Here is a 15,127-nt window from a genome sequence, read left to right as displayed (position 1 = left end):
GTCAGTTTAATGCGCCACCGCACACGCATGGGCGTGAATTCACTCTAATCAATACCGGGTTGAAATACTTTGCAGAAAATTTTGGTGATTAAATTAAGGCACCACGGCGATGTGCTGTTAACCACGGCCTTGTACCACGCCTTGCACGACCAATTCCCGGGCGTACAGGTTGATACGCTGATTTACAAAGAAACCACGCCCCTGTTGCAAAACAATCCACACTTAAACCGGGTGCTGTGCATTGACCGGAAGCTGAAAGGTTTTGCAAGGTTGAAGGCCGAACTTGGCCTGATTTTTCAAGTGAGGCGCACCAGTTACGATGCAGTGGTGCATTTAACCGATCAATGGATTGGTGCGTTGATTGCACGCTTTTCAAATGCTCCAGTGCGCGTACAAATGGCCTATGCAAAACGCGACAAGGCCCTGTGGCATGCTTGTTTTACGCACCGCGTGGTACCTCCACCCCGCGGGCAAGCACACGCCGTGGAGCTGAACCTGCTGTGCCTGCAAGCCTTGGGCATTAACCCCCGCAGCCTGCGCGGTGAAATGGTGTTGCGCCCAAGCCCCGAGAATCTGGACAAAGCCGACAAACTGCTGGCCCAACACAAGGTGAATGGACCATTTGTGTTGATTCACCCTGCTGCTCGCTGGCCCTTCAAATGCTGGGAAGACGACAAGTTTGCTGACGTGGTTGTGCATTTGCTAAACCAGGGTTTACACGTGGTGCTGACATGCAGCCCAGACCCCGTGGAAGTGGCCATGACCGCCGAGATTGAGCGGCTGGCACGCACCAAGCGTTCGCCGGGCTCAAACCAACTGGTGAATGTGGGTGGCCAAATGAGCCTGCCTTTGCTTGCGGCTTTGTTGAAATTGAGCAAGTTTTATGTGGGCGTAGATTCGGCCCCTATGCACATGGCAGCGGCATTGAATGTACCGCAAGTGGCGCTGTTTGGCCCCTCGTGGGTACAAGAATGGCGGCCTTGGTCAGACAAAGCCACAGTCATTTATGCTGGCGATTTTGGGCCACTCCCCCACCCCGACAGCATCAATACCGATGACACCACGCGTTTGCTGGCGGCCATTCCCACTGAGGTTGTAATTCAGTCAGTGGATAAACTTGTGGACTGATTTTGAATGGAATGCAGGTAGTGGTATTTGCCCTGCCTTGCCAGCAACTCCTGATGGGTACCCTGCTCAATCAACTTGCCCTGGTCCAGCACGATTATAAAATCGGCCGTGGTCAGCGTGGACAATCGATGCGCAATCACCAGTGTGGTTCGACCATGGCGCAATCGTTCCATGTCCTCTTGAACTTCACGCTCTGCTTCGGAATCGAGTGCAGACGTGGCTTCATCGAGGATAAGAATGGGCGCATTTTTCAGGAACGCCCGTGCGATTGAAATCCGCTGGCGCTGGCCGCCAGACAATCTCAGTCCGTTGTCGCCCAGCACCGTATCCAGACCATTTTCAAGTTTTTCAATAAAAGGCAGGGCATTGGCCATGCGGGCGGCATTCAAAATGGCTTCATCGCTGGCACCGCGCATTTCGCCGTAAGCAATGTTGTTGCGCACGGTGTCGTTTAACAAATGGCTTTCCTGGGTTACCACTGCAATTTGGCGGCGAAGGCACTGCAAATCCCATTGTTTTAAATCGACACTGTCCAGCTTCACCACGCCGCTTGTGGGGTCCAGAAAACGGGGCAGCAGGTTAATCAGTGTGGACTTGCCACCGCCCGACACACCCACAATGCCCACGGTTTGGCCAGGCTTTACCCACAAATTAATGTCAATCAGCGTGGGTGCCTCTGCGCCGGGAAAGGTCAGCCCCACTTTGTTGAATTCAATGTAACCGAGGGCCCGATCGGTGGTGTGGGTACCGCTGGAGTTTTCAATGGAACGGTCGACAACCCGGAATACATTGTCTGCCGCAGCCAGGCCTTTCTGAAGTTGCTGGTTAATATTAGTGAGGCGCTTGACCGGGGCCAGCAACATCATCATGGCAGTCATGAACGACGCGAAATCGCCCGCAGTCATGCTGTCACTTTCAGCCAAAATACCCGCGAAGTACACCACAGCAGCCACAGCGGCGGCGAGTATCCACTGAACAATTGCAGAGTTGGCCGCACTGGTGGCCACCAGCTTCACGCGCGACTTCATGATTTCATCTGCACTTTTCATGAAGCGATCGGTTTCCACCTGTTGTGCACCATAAATTTTGATGATTTTTTGTGCACCAATGACCTCAGAAATGCTTTGCACCAAATCGGCATGCGAGGTTTGCGCGCTGTGCGCAAAGCGGTTCAAACGCTTGGCCGCCACGGATACACCAATGGCGATCAAAGGAAGAATTGCAAAGCAGATCAGGGTGAGTTGCCAATTGGTGTAAAGCAGAATAGCCATAAGGCCAATGACAATTGCACCGTCACGAATCAGCACAGTGATGATGTTGAAACCCGCTTCGGTGACCGCATCCACGTTGGTAGACACCGTAGAAATGATTTTCCCGGCGGGTTGCTCAACAAAATATGAATTCGGGAAACGCAAAATTCGGGACAGCATGTCAAATCGCAAATCGTGAACCACCAAGCCAGCCAGTTTGGCGCTGCAATACTCGTTGATGTACGTGGCCAAACCGCGGATGAGGAACAATACAATGATGATGACCGGCAGCCACTTCGCCATTTCGGTTCGCTCGCCGGAAAAGTTCTCGTCGATCAGCGGCTTCATCAGGCTGGCAAACAAGGGCTCGGTGACAGCGGCGAACACCAGGGCAATTAGAGATGTCGCAAAAAGCGGCCAATAACGCAGGCTGTAGGAAAGCAGGCGTTTGTATAGGCCTTTGGCGGTGTAGTCAGTGATTTCGGGCATGCAACGTGAACGTGGATTGGATGCTCGAAGTTTACACGGTTGTGGGTGGCAAGCGGGTTCGACTCAAGCGGCATGTGTTCGTCGCCCAATCAGCGTGTTCGCTTGCACAATCAGCGCGAATCCCAATCTCTCGCCAGAAAACCTGTTTATCCCTTGCTGAGCCTTGCGATGCCTGATAACGATCCTCCTAAAAAGCGGGTCGGAATCGTTCTCTGTCGCCCATGCTGGGCAACACCGGCCCTGCTCGGCACGCAAGGGCAGGTTTTCTTGAAGGCGAGGCGATTGGGACATCGCTGCTGATTGATCACGCAACCGAGCCCTAGCGGAGTGTGTGGAAGATTCGCCAACGGCGGTGCTTCGGCCAACTCGGCAGTGGGTTTGCCTGTTACGAACTTCAAGAAAACCGCCCCGTTTGGATTCATTCGCTGCGTTTGGCGATTAGCCAACACCGAGACTCGGCCATGTGTTTTGCCGAGGGAGGTGAGCAAGAATGAATTCAAAAAGGGATGAAGCGGTTTTCGGTGAGGAATCGGGCAGCCCCGCTGAGTTGGCTGGAAGAATAAGGCCGCTCGTCTAGCCAAACACCCATTTCGCCTTGCCCTCACCCAGCCAGCCTTGCATTTCAATCAGCAAATCTTCTTCGGGCCGCACTTTCCATTCACTGCTCAACTGGGCCACGCAGGCTGCATGGCCATTGTGATAGTCAATTTCAACCAGGCAACCCTGCTCCGGGTCACGAAACGGTTCCAGCATGGCGCGCAGCTTTTCAGCATCCGATTGCCCATTCATACTCAGCCTCAAGCGGCTGACAAAGTGAGCACGCGCACTGGCGAGCGAATACAGGTTCTCGGCTGAAATTCGCAAACCACCGGTGTACGAATCTTCAGACACCTTGCCCTGTAAAACCAGCAAGGAGTCTTCTTTCAACAAGTTGCGATTGGCCTCAAACTGCTCATTGAAAATGGACAACTCAACCTGTGCCGTGGAATCGTCGAGCAACACAATGGCCATTTTTCCACGCTTGGTCATCATGGTGCGCAACGATGCGATAACACCCGCCATCCACACCATGTCCCGGCCAGGCGAAAGGTCTTTCAGGCGCAACTTTACAAACTGGCGCACATTCGCTTCATCGGCTTTGAACAGGTGCCCGCTGAAGTAATAACCCAAGGCCGCTTTTTCTTGTTGCAGTTTTTCGCGTTCGCTCCAGGTGGGTACTTCCACCAATTCCGGCGGCGCATCGCCCCCAAGGTCTTCACCAAACAAGCTGACTTGCGAGGCTGTGGCAGCTTGCTGTGCTGCCCATTCCATGGCCTGACCCGAACTGGCCAACAATTTGGCACGGTCAGGGTTCAAGGCATCGAATGCGCCTGCGCGGATCAGTGCTTCAATCACCCGGCGGTTGATTTGTTTGCTGTCTACCCGTTTCACAAAGTCGAACAGACTGGTGAACGGGCCATTGGCATTGCGCTCGGCCACAATCGCTTCACAAGCGGCCTGGCCTGTACCTTTCACCGCACCCAAACCGTAACGAATGGCGCTGGCGCGTTTTTCACCATCAATGCGCACCGCTGTGAAACGGAAGTTGGATTCGTTCACATCCGGGCCCAGCATGGTGACTGTGGTGCCCGCTTTTTTTCCCGGCACCTGGCACATGGCCATGGCGTCTTCAACAAAGATTTTTACTTTGTCGGTGTCGTCCATGTCAGAACTCATGGACGCCGCCATGAACTCAGCTGGGTAATGAGCCTTCAACCAGGCCGTGTGATATGCAATCAGCGCGTAAGCAGCCGAATGTGATTTGTTGAAACCATATTCCGCAAACTTTTCCATCAAATCGAAAAGCTGCTTGGCCACCGCCGGGTCTACGCCGCGCTCGGTTGCACCGGTCGTGAAAATTTCACGCTGCTTGGCCATTTCTTCGGGCTTCTTTTTACCCATCGCACGGCGAAGCAAGTCGGCGCCACCCAGGCTGTAACCCGCCAAAATTTGGGCAACCAGCATCACCTGCTCTTGGTAAACAATCACACCGTAGGTGCTTTTCAGGATGCCTTCGAGCTTGGGGTGGAAGTACCACTCCGCACGCCCTTTCCCGGTTTTCGAAGTTTCTTTTTTACGGGCAATAAAGTCGTCCACCATGCCGGAACCCAAAGGACCGGGGCGGTTCAGCGCCATCAAGGCGATGATGTCTTCAAAGTTGTCAGGCTTTAATTTCTTTTCAAGGTCTTTCGCGGAACGCGATTCAGACTGAAACACAGCGGTGGTGTTGCCATCTGAGAACAACTGATACACAGCCGGGTCGTCCAGCGGCAGGTCTTCCAAGCGGAAGTCGCGCTGGTCTTCATAGTTTTCGCGCACCCAGCGCACAGCCCAGTCCAGAATGGTCAGGTTGCGCAAACCCAAGAAGTCGAACTTCACCAGGCCCACGGCTTCGACGTCGTCTTTGTCGTACTGCGACACCACGGAATCGGTAGAACCATCGGCACAATACAAAGGGCAGAAGTCAGTCAACTTGCCCGGCGCAATCAACACGCCACCCGCGTGCATACCCACGTTGCGGGTCAGGCCTTCGAGTGGCCGAGCCACGGCAATAATTTCCTTGGCTTCGTCTTCGTTTTCCACCCGTTCACGGAAGGTAGGTTCGTCGGCCATGGCCCGGTCCAGGTCCCAAGGGTCGGCGGGGGTTTGCGGAATCAGCTTCGACAGGCCGTCGCAATACATATAGGGCATGTCGAGCACGCGGCCCGCATCACGAATAACTGCTTTCGCACCCAAAGTACCGAAGGTGGCGATTTGGCTGACCGCATCGCGCCCGTAGTTTTGCTTCACATAGTCGATGACGCGGTCGCGGTTGTCCTGGCAGAAGTCAATGTCGAAGTCGGGCATTGAAACCCGCTCAGGGTTCAAGAAACGCTCGAACAGCAAGTCGTACCGCAGCGGATCAAGGTCGGTAATGCCCAGTGAATAAGCCACCAGTGAACCTGCGCCCGAGCCCCGGCCCGGGCCAACTGGCACACCGTTTTTCTTGCCCCAGTTAATGAAGTCCTGAACGATCAGGAAGTAACCGGGAAAGCCCATCCCAATGATGGTGTCGCATTCAATTTTCAAACGCGCTTCGTATTCCGGACGCATTTTTTCCCGTTCCTCGATACTCGGGAACAGGTGCGCCAAGCGTTTTTCCAAACCTTCCTTGGACAAATGCACCAGGTAGTCATCCAGTGTCATGCCATCGGGCGTGGGGAATGCGGGCAGCTTGGGCTTGCCCAATTCAAGCGTTAAATTGCAGCGCTGGGCGATTCGAATGCTGTTGCGAATGGCACTGGGAATGTCGGCAAACAGTTCTGCCATTTCCTGCGCGGTTTTGAAATACTGCTGCTCGGTGAAGCGGCGAGGCCTGCGCGGATTCGACAAAATTTCGCCCTGCGCAATACACACCCGCGCCTCATGCGCACGGAAGTCTTCGGGCTTCAAAAACTGGATTGGGTGCGTGGCCACCACAGGCAACTGCAACTTGGCAGCCAACTGGCAACTCAAATTCACCAGGTTCTCGGCCTGGGTTGAGCCATCGCGTTGCAGCTCGATGTAGTACCGGCCTTCAAAGTGTTTCAGGAATTTTCGGGCAGAGTCTTCTGCGCGGGCCATGTTGCCGCCCAGCAAGAACTGGCCAATATCTGAACTTGCAAAGCCTGAAATGGCGATCAGACCATCACAGCCCACTTCATCAAACCATTCAAACTTCAGCGTGGCTTTGCCGCGCTTCTGGTTGCGCAAAAACGCCCGGCTTAACAACTCGCAAAGTTGCAAATAACCTTTGTGGTTTTGCACCAGCAACAACATGCGTGCGGGTTGTTCTTCGTCGCGGTCGCTTTCAATCCACACATCGCAAGCAGCAATTGGCTTAACGCCAGCACCACGCGCCTTGCCGTAAAACTTGATCAGACCAAACAGGTTGGACAGGTCGGAAATGGCCAGGGCAGGCATACCGCAGCCAGCGGCGGCTTTGACAGCCTCGCCCACGCGCACCATGCCGTCGAGCACCGAGAACTCGGTGTGCATGCGCAGGTGAACAAACGTGGAAGGCAATGTGGGGGATGAATTAGTCATCCCCCCATTTTATCCGCAAACGGATATTTGATTACAGCCCATTCACGTCTTGGGCTAACTATTAGGCCGACAACTTCTTTGCAAACTCGGCCACCCTGCTGCCGTAAATCTTCGCAGTTTCAAGGTCAGACGCAGGCGGAGTAACGTCTGCAGGGGCATTGTCGGATTGGGTCATCACGCCCACCCAAGAGCCCACACGATTCAGTTCTGCCACATCACCTGGCTTTTGCGCGCCGGGTGTGGCACTGCCCACCCAGATCATGCCGTGTTGCATGGCGTAGGTTACAAAATATTGCAGCGTGCTGAGCTTGTCGCCACTCATGGAAAGCGAGTTGGTAAAACCACCCGCCACCTTGTTTTTCCAGCCTTGGCTGAACCACACTTTGCTGGACGCATCAGCAAACTTTTTGAAGTCTGCCGAAGCCCCGCCCATGTAGGTGGGCGAGCCGAAAATAATGGCGTCAGCCTTGGCCAACACGTCCCATGTGGCATCGTTCACGTCGTTCACAGAAATCAGGTGGCTTTGTACACCTTCCACAGCATCCACGCCCTGCTGAACAAACTCGGCCACTTTTGCGGTGTGGCCGTAACCACTGTGATAAACAATTGCAACTTGTGTCATTTTTTACTCCCTCGTTGTTGTAACAATCAAGCGGGCAAGTCGAAGAAAAGAACTTCGGCCTGTTCACTTACGTCAAAATTCAGCTCACGTTCACCTGCAATCAAGAGTGCATCGCCGGTTTGCAACAGCACATTGCCCACGCTCAGCGAACCCTTGGCCACATGCAGATACCCTTTGCGTGCGGGGTCCAGCTCGCGGTGCACGCTTTGATTGCTCAAGCGGCCTGCGTACATTTTTGCGTCCTGGTGAATAAAGGCAATTTTCTTTGCCTCGGCCTCGGCTTTGTCGCCTGTTACCACCAGTCCCAACTGGCCGGTAATGCTTTCCACATCCAGGTCGTGGTCTTTGTAGCCAGGTTCAACGCCATTCACCGCAGGCTCAATCCAGATTTGCAGCAAGTGCGCAGCCTCGGTTTTGTGCGCATTCATTTCGGAATGGCGAATACCGGTGCCTGCGCTCATGCGCTGAATCTGATTGGGCTTGATGGCAGAACCACCGCCCAGACTGTCCCGGTGGCTTAGTTCGCCACCCAACATGTAGGTGATGATTTCCATGTCGCGATGGCCATGGGTACCAAACCCGGTTTGCGGTTGAACAATGTCTTCATTGATCACGCGCAAAGGGCCAAAGCCCATGTGCTTGGGATCGTAGTAGCTGGAAAAGGAGAAGCTGTGATAGCTCTCAAGCCAACCATGGTTGGCATAACCGCGCTCGCTGGATTTTCTGATCTGGAACATGTTCAACCTCCTGTTGAATGATGAATTCAGTGTAGGTGGTGCCATGCAGCCAAACAAGGCGTAGAATTTGACGAACTCATTCAAAAAAACTGAACCCCATGACCATCAACCTCGACAGCCTTGCCCTGCTTGAATTGATTGAAGCACGGGGCAGTTTTGCCGCCGCTGCGGTGGCCTTGAACAAAGCGCCTTCGGCAATCACCTACCAACTGCGACAACTGGAAGAAAGCCTGGATGTTCTGATCTACGACCGGTCGGGCCACAAAGCCAAGTTGACCCCTGCGGGCAAAGCCCTGCTGGAGGAGGGTCGCAAACTACTGGAGAGCACCGACGCACTCACCAAGCGTGTGAAAGCCGTGGCCAGTGGCTGGGAGGCCGAGTTGCGGATTGTGCTGGATTCAGTGGTGCCGTTCGAGAAGGCCATTCCCTGGATTCAGGCGTTTGATGCGCTGGAAAGCCCCACCCGGCTGCGTTTCTCGAGCGAAGTGCTGTCGGGCACCTGGGAGGCTTTGTACTCGGGTCGAGCCGACCTACTGATTGGCAGTCGTCTGGATCAAAACCAGTTTGCCAGCGCCACCGGCTTACACATTCAAAGCTTCGGTCAATCACTTTTCGTGTTCGCGGTAGCGCCCGATCATCCGCTGGCCCATGCGGAAGAGCCCTTGTGCATAGACACCATTCGCCAATACCGTGCAGTGGCCGTGGGTGACACCTCCCGAAACTTCAAACCCCTGACATTTGGTTTGCAAAGCGGGCAGGCCGTGCTGACGGTACCCAATCTGCAAACCAAGGTGAAAGCCCAACTGGCCGGTTTGGGTTGTGGCTGGCTGCCCTGGAATTTGATTGAGCACGAAGTTGCGAACGGCGACTTGCTGATCAAGAAAACCGAGGATGTGACCCGGCAAAGCAGCCTGTGCTTTGCATGGCAACGCGGAAGCCAAGGCAAGGCGCTCGACTGGTGGACCAAGCACCTGGCCACAGTGCAACTTAACTTCCAGCCACCTCAATAAACCGTGCAGAACATGCCCGCTCCAGCGCCCTACATTGGCCGATTCGCCCCCTCGCCCACTGGCCCACTGCATTTGGGTTCGCTGGCCACCGCACTGGGCAGCTTTCTGGATGCCAAGGTGCACCACGGGCAATGGCTTTTGCGCATTGAAGACATTGACGAGGGGCGTTGCGACACGGCTTCTGTTGAACACATTGTGCGCACCTTGAAACGCCATGGCCTTCAATGGCAAGGGGAGGTGTGGGTGCAATCGCAACGGCATTCAGTGTATGAAACCGCTTTGAAACACCTGAACATTCTGAACCTAACCTACCCCTGCGCCTGCACCCGAAAGGAAATCGACGACGCCAATTCACAGCGGGCGCTTGGCGAAAACCGCATTTACCCCGGCACTTGCCGCCATGGCATGCCTGAAGGCCGCGAGGCACGCGCAATTCGTTTTCGCTGCCCGACCGAGCCAATACAGTGGCACGACCACCGGCTAGGTACATTCAATGACGACTTGAATGCCAGTAGTGGCGATTTTGTATTGAAACGAGGCGATGGGTTTTGGGCTTATCACCTAGTCGTGGTTGTCGATGATTTGGCAAGCAAGGTGACGCACATTGTGCGCGGCGAAGACCTGGCAGACACCACCGCCCGGCAAATTGCTGTTTGGAAGGCCTTGCAGGGCGGGCTTGAGACACAAGCTATTGTGAATCCCCCAAGCTATTGGCACCTGCCCGTTATATTGGCCGAAGATGGCCAAAAATTATCCAAGCAAACCGGTGCCTTGGCCGTGCCTGAACAAGACCCGGTGCTGAATTTGAACACCGTGTGGCAACACTTTGGTTTGGGCAAAATAAAAGCCACTGAAGTAACTCAGTGGCTTGAATTGGCGACCCCGGTTTGGGCCAACTACCGGGCAGCACAGGCTGCTTAGTTTCTAGGCTCAGTTTCTTGGGTTGCCACCCAACAAAAACGCCACAGGCGCAGCATTCTTGCTCTTGGGTTTGTTCGCAGCCGAAGCGGATTGACCCGAAGCAGCCGCTTCAGCAGCCGCCTTGTCTTCTTTGGATTCCTGATAAGGCTGGTTAAACAGCGAGTCTTTCACCCGAGTTTGGGCCAGCTTGGCGCGCAAGCGTTCGTATTCAGCATCGCGATGAATTGGCGCGTTGTCGTTGAAACGGGCACCTTGATAGGACATGTCACGTGACGGACGACGTTCACGGGCTGGCGCAGCTTCATCGCCACTGCGTGCAGGGCGACGATCAGAACGACCCTCGTAGGTGCGGCCCTCAGTGCGGCCATCGCTGCGCCCCTCACTGCGACCTTCGCGACCACTTCGCTCTTCCCTTGGCGCCCGCGCCCCGGGCACAAAGCCCTCAAGCTCTTCACGTACAAAGGCTTTGCCAATCAACTTTTCAATGTCTTTCAAGGCACGTTCATCGCGTTTTACGACAAACGAATACGCCGTGCCCTTGGCACCCGCGCGGCCTGTGCGGCCAATGCGGTGCACGTAATCTTCAGGCGTGGTGGGCAGGTCATAGTTGATCACGCAAGGCAAATCAGCAATGTCCAAACCACGGGCTGCCACATCGGTGGCCACCAATACGGTTACCTCACCAGCCTTGAACGCTTCCAGCGATTTGGTTCGTTCAATCTGGGTTTTGTCACCGTGAATGGCTGTGCTCGACACACCCTCTTTTTCAAGGTGGCGCGCCAATCGGGCTGTGCCCAACTTGGTGTTTGAAAACACAATCACCTGGCTCAGTGCTTTGCTTTGAATCAGGTGGCAAACCGCCATGCGTTTGTCTTCTTCACTGTCCAGCGCAAAAATAACCTGCTTGATGTTCTCAGATGTGGCATTACGGCGCGCCACTTCAATCAAGGTGGGCGACACCATGAAGCTTTTGGCCAGCTTCTGGATTTCAGGCGAAAACGTGGCTGAAAACAAAAGGTTTTGGCGCGTTTTTGGCAACAAATTGATAATTCGTTGCAGGTCGGGCAAAAAGCCCATGTCCAGCATGCGGTCGGCTTCATCCAGCACCAGCACCTGGACCTGTCCCAAGTTAATACTTTTTTGCTGAACGTGATCCAGCAGGCGGCCAGGCGTCGCAATCACCAACTCAACCCCACGGCGTAAGGTCTGAATTTGGGGGTTGATGTCAACACCGCCATACACCACGGTTGAACGCAGCGGTGTGAACTTGGCGTAAGTGTGCACGTTGGCAGCCACCTGATCAGCCAATTCGCGGGTGGGCGTCAAAATAAGCGCACGAACCGGGTGGCGGGCAGGCGAGGTGTTCTCGGTGGCCAAGGGCATCAAGCGATTCAAAATGGGCAGCGAAAACCCGGCGGTCTTGCCGGTACCGGTTTGGGCTGCGCCCATGACGTCTACGCCAGTCATCACAACCGGGATGGCTTTGGCTTGAATGGGTGTAGGTTGGGTGTACCCCTGGGCATCAATGGCTTTCTGGATGTCGGGGTGCAGCGCGAAGTCTGCAAAGGTTACATTCGCGAGTGCGGCTTCTTCAGCAGCGCTGATGGTATACGGTTCAGTTTGTGTCATGCACGCATTCTAAGCCTATTTGATGCTTATTATTTGTGCAATTGCTTTAAATTCACTTGCTGCACCGGCTGGGTGCAGCAAATGTACTTTTCATACAACAGCCAATCGGCGCTGCCTGCTTAAAGGTTTTCAGCAATAAACTCGTCGACATGTTTTACAGCCAAGCGCCCCGCATTGGCTTGCGAACTTTCAGTGCCCCAGGCCACGTGCGGCGTGATGATACAGCGAGGGTGTTGCCACTGCACCATCAGGTGATCGCGAGGGGGTGGTTCCACTTCCAGTACATCGAGTGCAGCGCCACCCAGGTGCCCACTTTCAATGGCTTGTTTCAATGCATCAAACTGCACCAAACCACCGCGTGCGGTGTTGATCAAAATCGCGCCTTTCTTCATTTTGGGAATGGTATCGGGCCCGATCAAGCCTTTGGTTTGCTCATTCAAGGGGCAATGCAGGCTAAGCACATCGCTGTGAGCCAAACCATGCTCAAAAGTCACATAACCATCGCGCGGCTTGTCTACCCCTTGGCGTTCAATGTGCAAAATGGTCATGCCAAAAGCCTTGGCAAATTCGATCAGCTTGCCACCAATCGCCCCGCTGCCCAACACGCCCAGCGTTTGGGTATGCAGGCCACGCATGGGCAGTGTGTGCAGGCAGAAAAAGCGCGATGCGCTCCAACTGCCATCGTGCACCAGTGCTTCCCACTCCGGCACACGGCGGGTCAACTGCAAAATGCAGGCCATGGCGTGTTCAGCCACTGATTCAGGGCCGTAATTCACCACATTGCTTACCTTGATGCCGCGCTCGGCGCAAGCCACTTTGTCCACATTGTCGGTACCGGTGGCCACCAGCTGAATCATTTTCAGCTTGGGCGCTGCATCCAGCTCGGCTGGGCCGATTTTCACCTTGTTAATGATCAGAATTTCTGCATCCTTGATGCGCTCTTTCAGCGTGTCTGCCGTGGTGAACGGGTATTCAGTCCAGGTGTGTGCGCACTCTGGGCGTGGCAAGGGGGTACGTACGGTCTCGCTTTCCAGCCAAACAATCTTCATGGGCAATGTCTCCAGTTGGGTTGCTAGAAGGCTACCGGCTAATTGCCGGCTTCGACACTGGGGCTAACCATGAAAATGCGGGGCAAGTTACACTGCTGAACACACTGGGAGGATACAAAAGTGGCGGGTAAATACGAAGGCAAAATCAATATGGCAGTGGGTGTGACCAAACAAAAAATTGGCGAACTGACTGGCAACAAACAACTGCAACGTGAAGGCCAATTTCAGAAACTGAAAGGCGCCACCCAAGACGCCGCAGAGACCGCGAAAACCACGGTGAAAAGCACAGGCAAAGCCTTGGGAAAAGAGGTCAACAAAAGCCTGACCCAGATACGCAACAAACTCAAACCTTGACTGCCGCATCACGAATTACCGATTCACTGGCCACTCCGGCAATTCGATAACAATTTTTACCCGCTTTCTTGGCTTGGTACATTTGCTCATCACTAATTTCAAGCAGTTGCTGAATGGAATGCCCGTGCAATGGATGCATGGCCGCACCAATACTGCAAGACACCGTCAAGCCATGGTTTTGCCGGACACGCACCAACAACTTGTCGCAAGCAAACGATTCAATAATTCGCTCGGCAATGTTTTTAAGCAATTGAATATTGCAGCGGGCCACAATAATGGCGAATTCGTCGCCGCCCAAGCGCGCAACATGATCTACGTTCCGGGTGGCGCCTTTCAGCAAAGTGGCGCTGGTTTTCAGGATTTGATCACCTGCCTTGTGCCCAAGGGTGTCATTCACCGCTTTAAATCCGTCGAGGTCGAGAAACATGAGCCCCATAGTTTCTCCGGGCAACAGTCGTGAAAGCCTGGCCTCCAAAGTCATATCAAAACCCCGTCGGTTCAATACACCAGTCAACGGGTCGCGCTCTACTTCATTGCGCAGATCCTCCACATTTTTTCGAATGCTGACATCGTCCACAATCAACACCGCATGAGCCCCCTGAATTTTGTCGCTGTACACCGCAAACCGGAATTGCAACACCCGACCATCCGTGAAATTCAGCTCAACAGGCATTTCATGATTGCCAAAATAGTCAGTCACCAGGTCTTTTAGACGTATCCGCTGCTCTCGAACCACTCCGGCCTGAATTAACACTGCCTCCAGCTTGGCCGACTCAGGATTGATCGTGTCAATTCTCAACATTTTTGCAAGCGCTTTGTTCAGGTACAGCAAATTGAAACGCTCGTCCAGATAGGCAACACCACTGGCCAGAGAAGACAACAACAGATCAAGCCTGTTCTTCTCGGACACGGACCGAGCGTGACTTTCCTCCATGGCCTTCATTTGCAACTCAATGGCCTGAGCCATGCTGTTGAAGGCCGCACCCAGACAGGAAATTTCATCACGTCCGGCCACCTCGATTCGGGACTGAATTTTTCCAGATTGCAGCTCCATGGCCTTGCTGCGAAGGTCCTCGAGCCGGGCGGACAAGGTATTGCTCAAGCCCAACAGAATCATTGAGCAAGCCAGCGCACTCAATAGGAACACACCCGCGAGGTAAAACAACATGTCATTGCGGCTGCGATACACCTCATTTTCATCAAACAACACCTTCAACTGTTGCCCGGAAGCGGGTAGATCAAAAATCGACAACAAAGGGGCAGCAGGTACGGTCAGCTCATCGGGCACATCGCCCATGGCATAAACAAGTTCATTGCCCTTGCTCACCCATACAGCAGCAGGCTTGTAACGCGAGTAGAAATCCCGAACGGTCGAAGACAGCCCATTCAGCGCGTGACCATGGCTGGCCAAATGAGCCTTGGTCAATTCGGACTGAAAACTTTCCTGAACCCGAAACAAGTCCTGCTCGGCCAACTTGCCCATGTGTACGTATTGAATACCCGTGAAAATGCCCCCCAGCAGCAACTGGGCTACAAAAGTAGTAAGCAACCATTTCCACTTGAAAGACATTGTGAACAAACCCGTTTTGGATAAGGTACACAAGCAGTATGTGGGTTCGTTGCGCAAGCGGTAATCCCACGAGAGGGGCACATTTTCGGCAATCGCAAAAAAAATGACTTATTTCTGCAAAGGGGTGTTGTGTTCAATATTGTTTTTTGCCATAATTGCGGGCTTGCCGAGGTGGCGGAATTGGTAGACGCGCTGGACTCAAAATCCAGTGTTAGAGATAACGTGCGGGTTCGATTCCCGCCCTCGGCACCAGCCCCCAGGACA

Annotated in this window: 11 protein-coding genes and 1 tRNA gene; 5 read left to right on the top strand and 7 right to left on the bottom strand. The window is 54.0% G+C overall.

The features are described from left to right. Positions 1–84: 84 nt before the first annotated feature. Entirely contained in the window at positions 85–1,128 is a 1,044-nt protein-coding gene (gene rfaQ / locus LMED105_RS06985) for a putative lipopolysaccharide heptosyltransferase III (protein WP_198006808.1), read from the top strand. On the opposite strand, the gene msbA is transcribed toward rfaQ, so the two are convergent. The 4 genes from msbA to LMED105_RS06965 all read right to left on the bottom strand — a co-directional run bounded on the left by msbA (position 1,101) and on the right by LMED105_RS06965 (position 8,330). Beyond that, positions 1,101–2,867, bottom strand: coding sequence for a lipid A export permease/ATP-binding protein MsbA (msbA, locus tag LMED105_RS06980; RefSeq protein WP_008249657.1), 1,767 nt, complete (start codon positions 2,865–2,867; stop codon positions 1,101–1,103). The two genes, rfaQ and msbA, sit on opposite strands and share 28 nt — an antisense overlap. A gap of 573 nt (positions 2,868–3,440) precedes the next feature. Further along, positions 3,441–6,971, bottom strand: coding sequence for a DNA polymerase III subunit alpha (dnaE, locus tag LMED105_RS06975; RefSeq protein WP_008249656.1), 3,531 nt, complete (start codon positions 6,969–6,971; stop codon positions 3,441–3,443). Between the two features lie 61 nt (positions 6,972–7,032). Continuing rightward, positions 7,033–7,593 (bottom strand): flavodoxin family protein, encoded by a 561-nt coding sequence (locus LMED105_RS06970; protein ID WP_008249653.1) that lies wholly within the window; start codon positions 7,591–7,593, stop codon positions 7,033–7,035. Between the two features lie 26 nt (positions 7,594–7,619). Beyond that, positions 7,620–8,330, bottom strand: a complete 711-nt coding sequence (locus tag LMED105_RS06965) for a pirin family protein (RefSeq protein WP_008249651.1) — start codon at positions 8,328–8,330, stop codon at positions 7,620–7,622. A gap of 98 nt (positions 8,331–8,428) precedes the next feature. Here LMED105_RS06965 and LMED105_RS06960 point away from each other — a divergent pair, with 98 nt between their 5' ends. Both LMED105_RS06960 and gluQRS read left to right on the top strand, forming a co-directional pair. Further along, on the top strand, positions 8,429–9,340 hold the full coding sequence (locus LMED105_RS06960; RefSeq protein ID WP_008249648.1) for a LysR substrate-binding domain-containing protein: 912 nt from the start codon (positions 8,429–8,431) through the stop codon (positions 9,338–9,340). 12 nt (positions 9,341–9,352) lie between these two features. After that, complete coding sequence (gene gluQRS / locus LMED105_RS06955) at positions 9,353–10,261, top strand: tRNA glutamyl-Q(34) synthetase GluQRS (protein ID WP_008249646.1); 909 nt, start codon at positions 9,353–9,355, stop codon at positions 10,259–10,261. 9 nt (positions 10,262–10,270) lie between these two features. Here the strand turns inward: gluQRS and LMED105_RS06950 are convergent, their stop codons facing one another. Beyond that, complete coding sequence (locus tag LMED105_RS06950; RefSeq protein ID WP_008249643.1) at positions 10,271–11,890, bottom strand: DEAD/DEAH box helicase; 1,620 nt, start codon at positions 11,888–11,890, stop codon at positions 10,271–10,273. 119 nt (positions 11,891–12,009) lie between these two features. Then, the gene (locus LMED105_RS06945) at positions 12,010–12,939 is read right to left on the bottom strand and encodes an NAD(P)-dependent oxidoreductase (protein ID WP_008249642.1); all 930 of its coding nucleotides are present in this window, start codon (positions 12,937–12,939) and stop codon (positions 12,010–12,012) included. 120 nt (positions 12,940–13,059) lie between these two features. Here LMED105_RS06945 and LMED105_RS06940 point away from each other — a divergent pair, with 120 nt between their 5' ends. Further along, positions 13,060–13,293 (top strand): CsbD family protein, encoded by a 234-nt coding sequence (locus tag LMED105_RS06940; protein WP_008249641.1) that lies wholly within the window; start codon positions 13,060–13,062, stop codon positions 13,291–13,293. Here LMED105_RS06940 and LMED105_RS16235 read toward each other — a convergent pair. Continuing rightward, positions 13,283–14,863 (bottom strand): diguanylate cyclase, encoded by a 1,581-nt coding sequence (locus LMED105_RS16235; RefSeq protein ID WP_156799583.1) that lies wholly within the window; start codon positions 14,861–14,863, stop codon positions 13,283–13,285. The genes LMED105_RS06940 and LMED105_RS16235 overlap by 11 nt on opposite strands. A 165-nt stretch (positions 14,864–15,028) precedes the next feature. On the opposite strand from LMED105_RS16235, the gene LMED105_RS06930 reads away from it, so the two are divergent. Continuing rightward, positions 15,029–15,115 (top strand) — tRNA-Leu (locus LMED105_RS06930). The last annotated feature ends 12 nt before the right edge of the window (positions 15,116–15,127 follow it).

This window comes from Limnobacter sp. MED105 (assembly GCF_000170915.1).
Classification (GTDB): domain Bacteria; phylum Pseudomonadota; class Gammaproteobacteria; order Burkholderiales; family Burkholderiaceae_B; genus Limnobacter.
This window is presented reverse-complemented; position numbering and strand designations above follow the sequence as displayed.

Excerpts from the sequence above, each read along its gene's own strand:
- msbA (WP_008249657.1), bottom strand. The coding sequence starts at position 2,867 with ATGCCCGAAATCACTGACTACACCGCCAAAGGCCTATACAAACGCCTG.
- dnaE (WP_008249656.1), bottom strand. The coding sequence starts at position 6,971 with ATGACTAATTCATCCCCCACATTGCCTTCCACGTTTGTTCACCTGCGC.
- LMED105_RS06970 (WP_008249653.1), bottom strand. The coding sequence starts at position 7,593 with ATGACACAAGTTGCAATTGTTTATCACAGTGGTTACGGCCACACCGCA.
- LMED105_RS06965 (WP_008249651.1), bottom strand. The coding sequence starts at position 8,330 with ATGTTCCAGATCAGAAAATCCAGCGAGCGCGGTTATGCCAACCATGGT.
- LMED105_RS06960 (WP_008249648.1), top strand. The coding sequence starts at position 8,429 with ATGACCATCAACCTCGACAGCCTTGCCCTGCTTGAATTGATTGAAGCA.
- gluQRS (WP_008249646.1), top strand. The coding sequence starts at position 9,353 with ATGCCCGCTCCAGCGCCCTACATTGGCCGATTCGCCCCCTCGCCCACT.
- LMED105_RS06950 (WP_008249643.1), bottom strand. The coding sequence starts at position 11,890 with ATGACACAAACTGAACCGTATACCATCAGCGCTGCTGAAGAAGCCGCA.
- LMED105_RS06945 (WP_008249642.1), bottom strand. The coding sequence starts at position 12,939 with ATGAAGATTGTTTGGCTGGAAAGCGAGACCGTACGTACCCCCTTGCCA.
- LMED105_RS16235 (WP_156799583.1), bottom strand. The coding sequence starts at position 14,863 with ATGTCTTTCAAGTGGAAATGGTTGCTTACTACTTTTGTAGCCCAGTTG.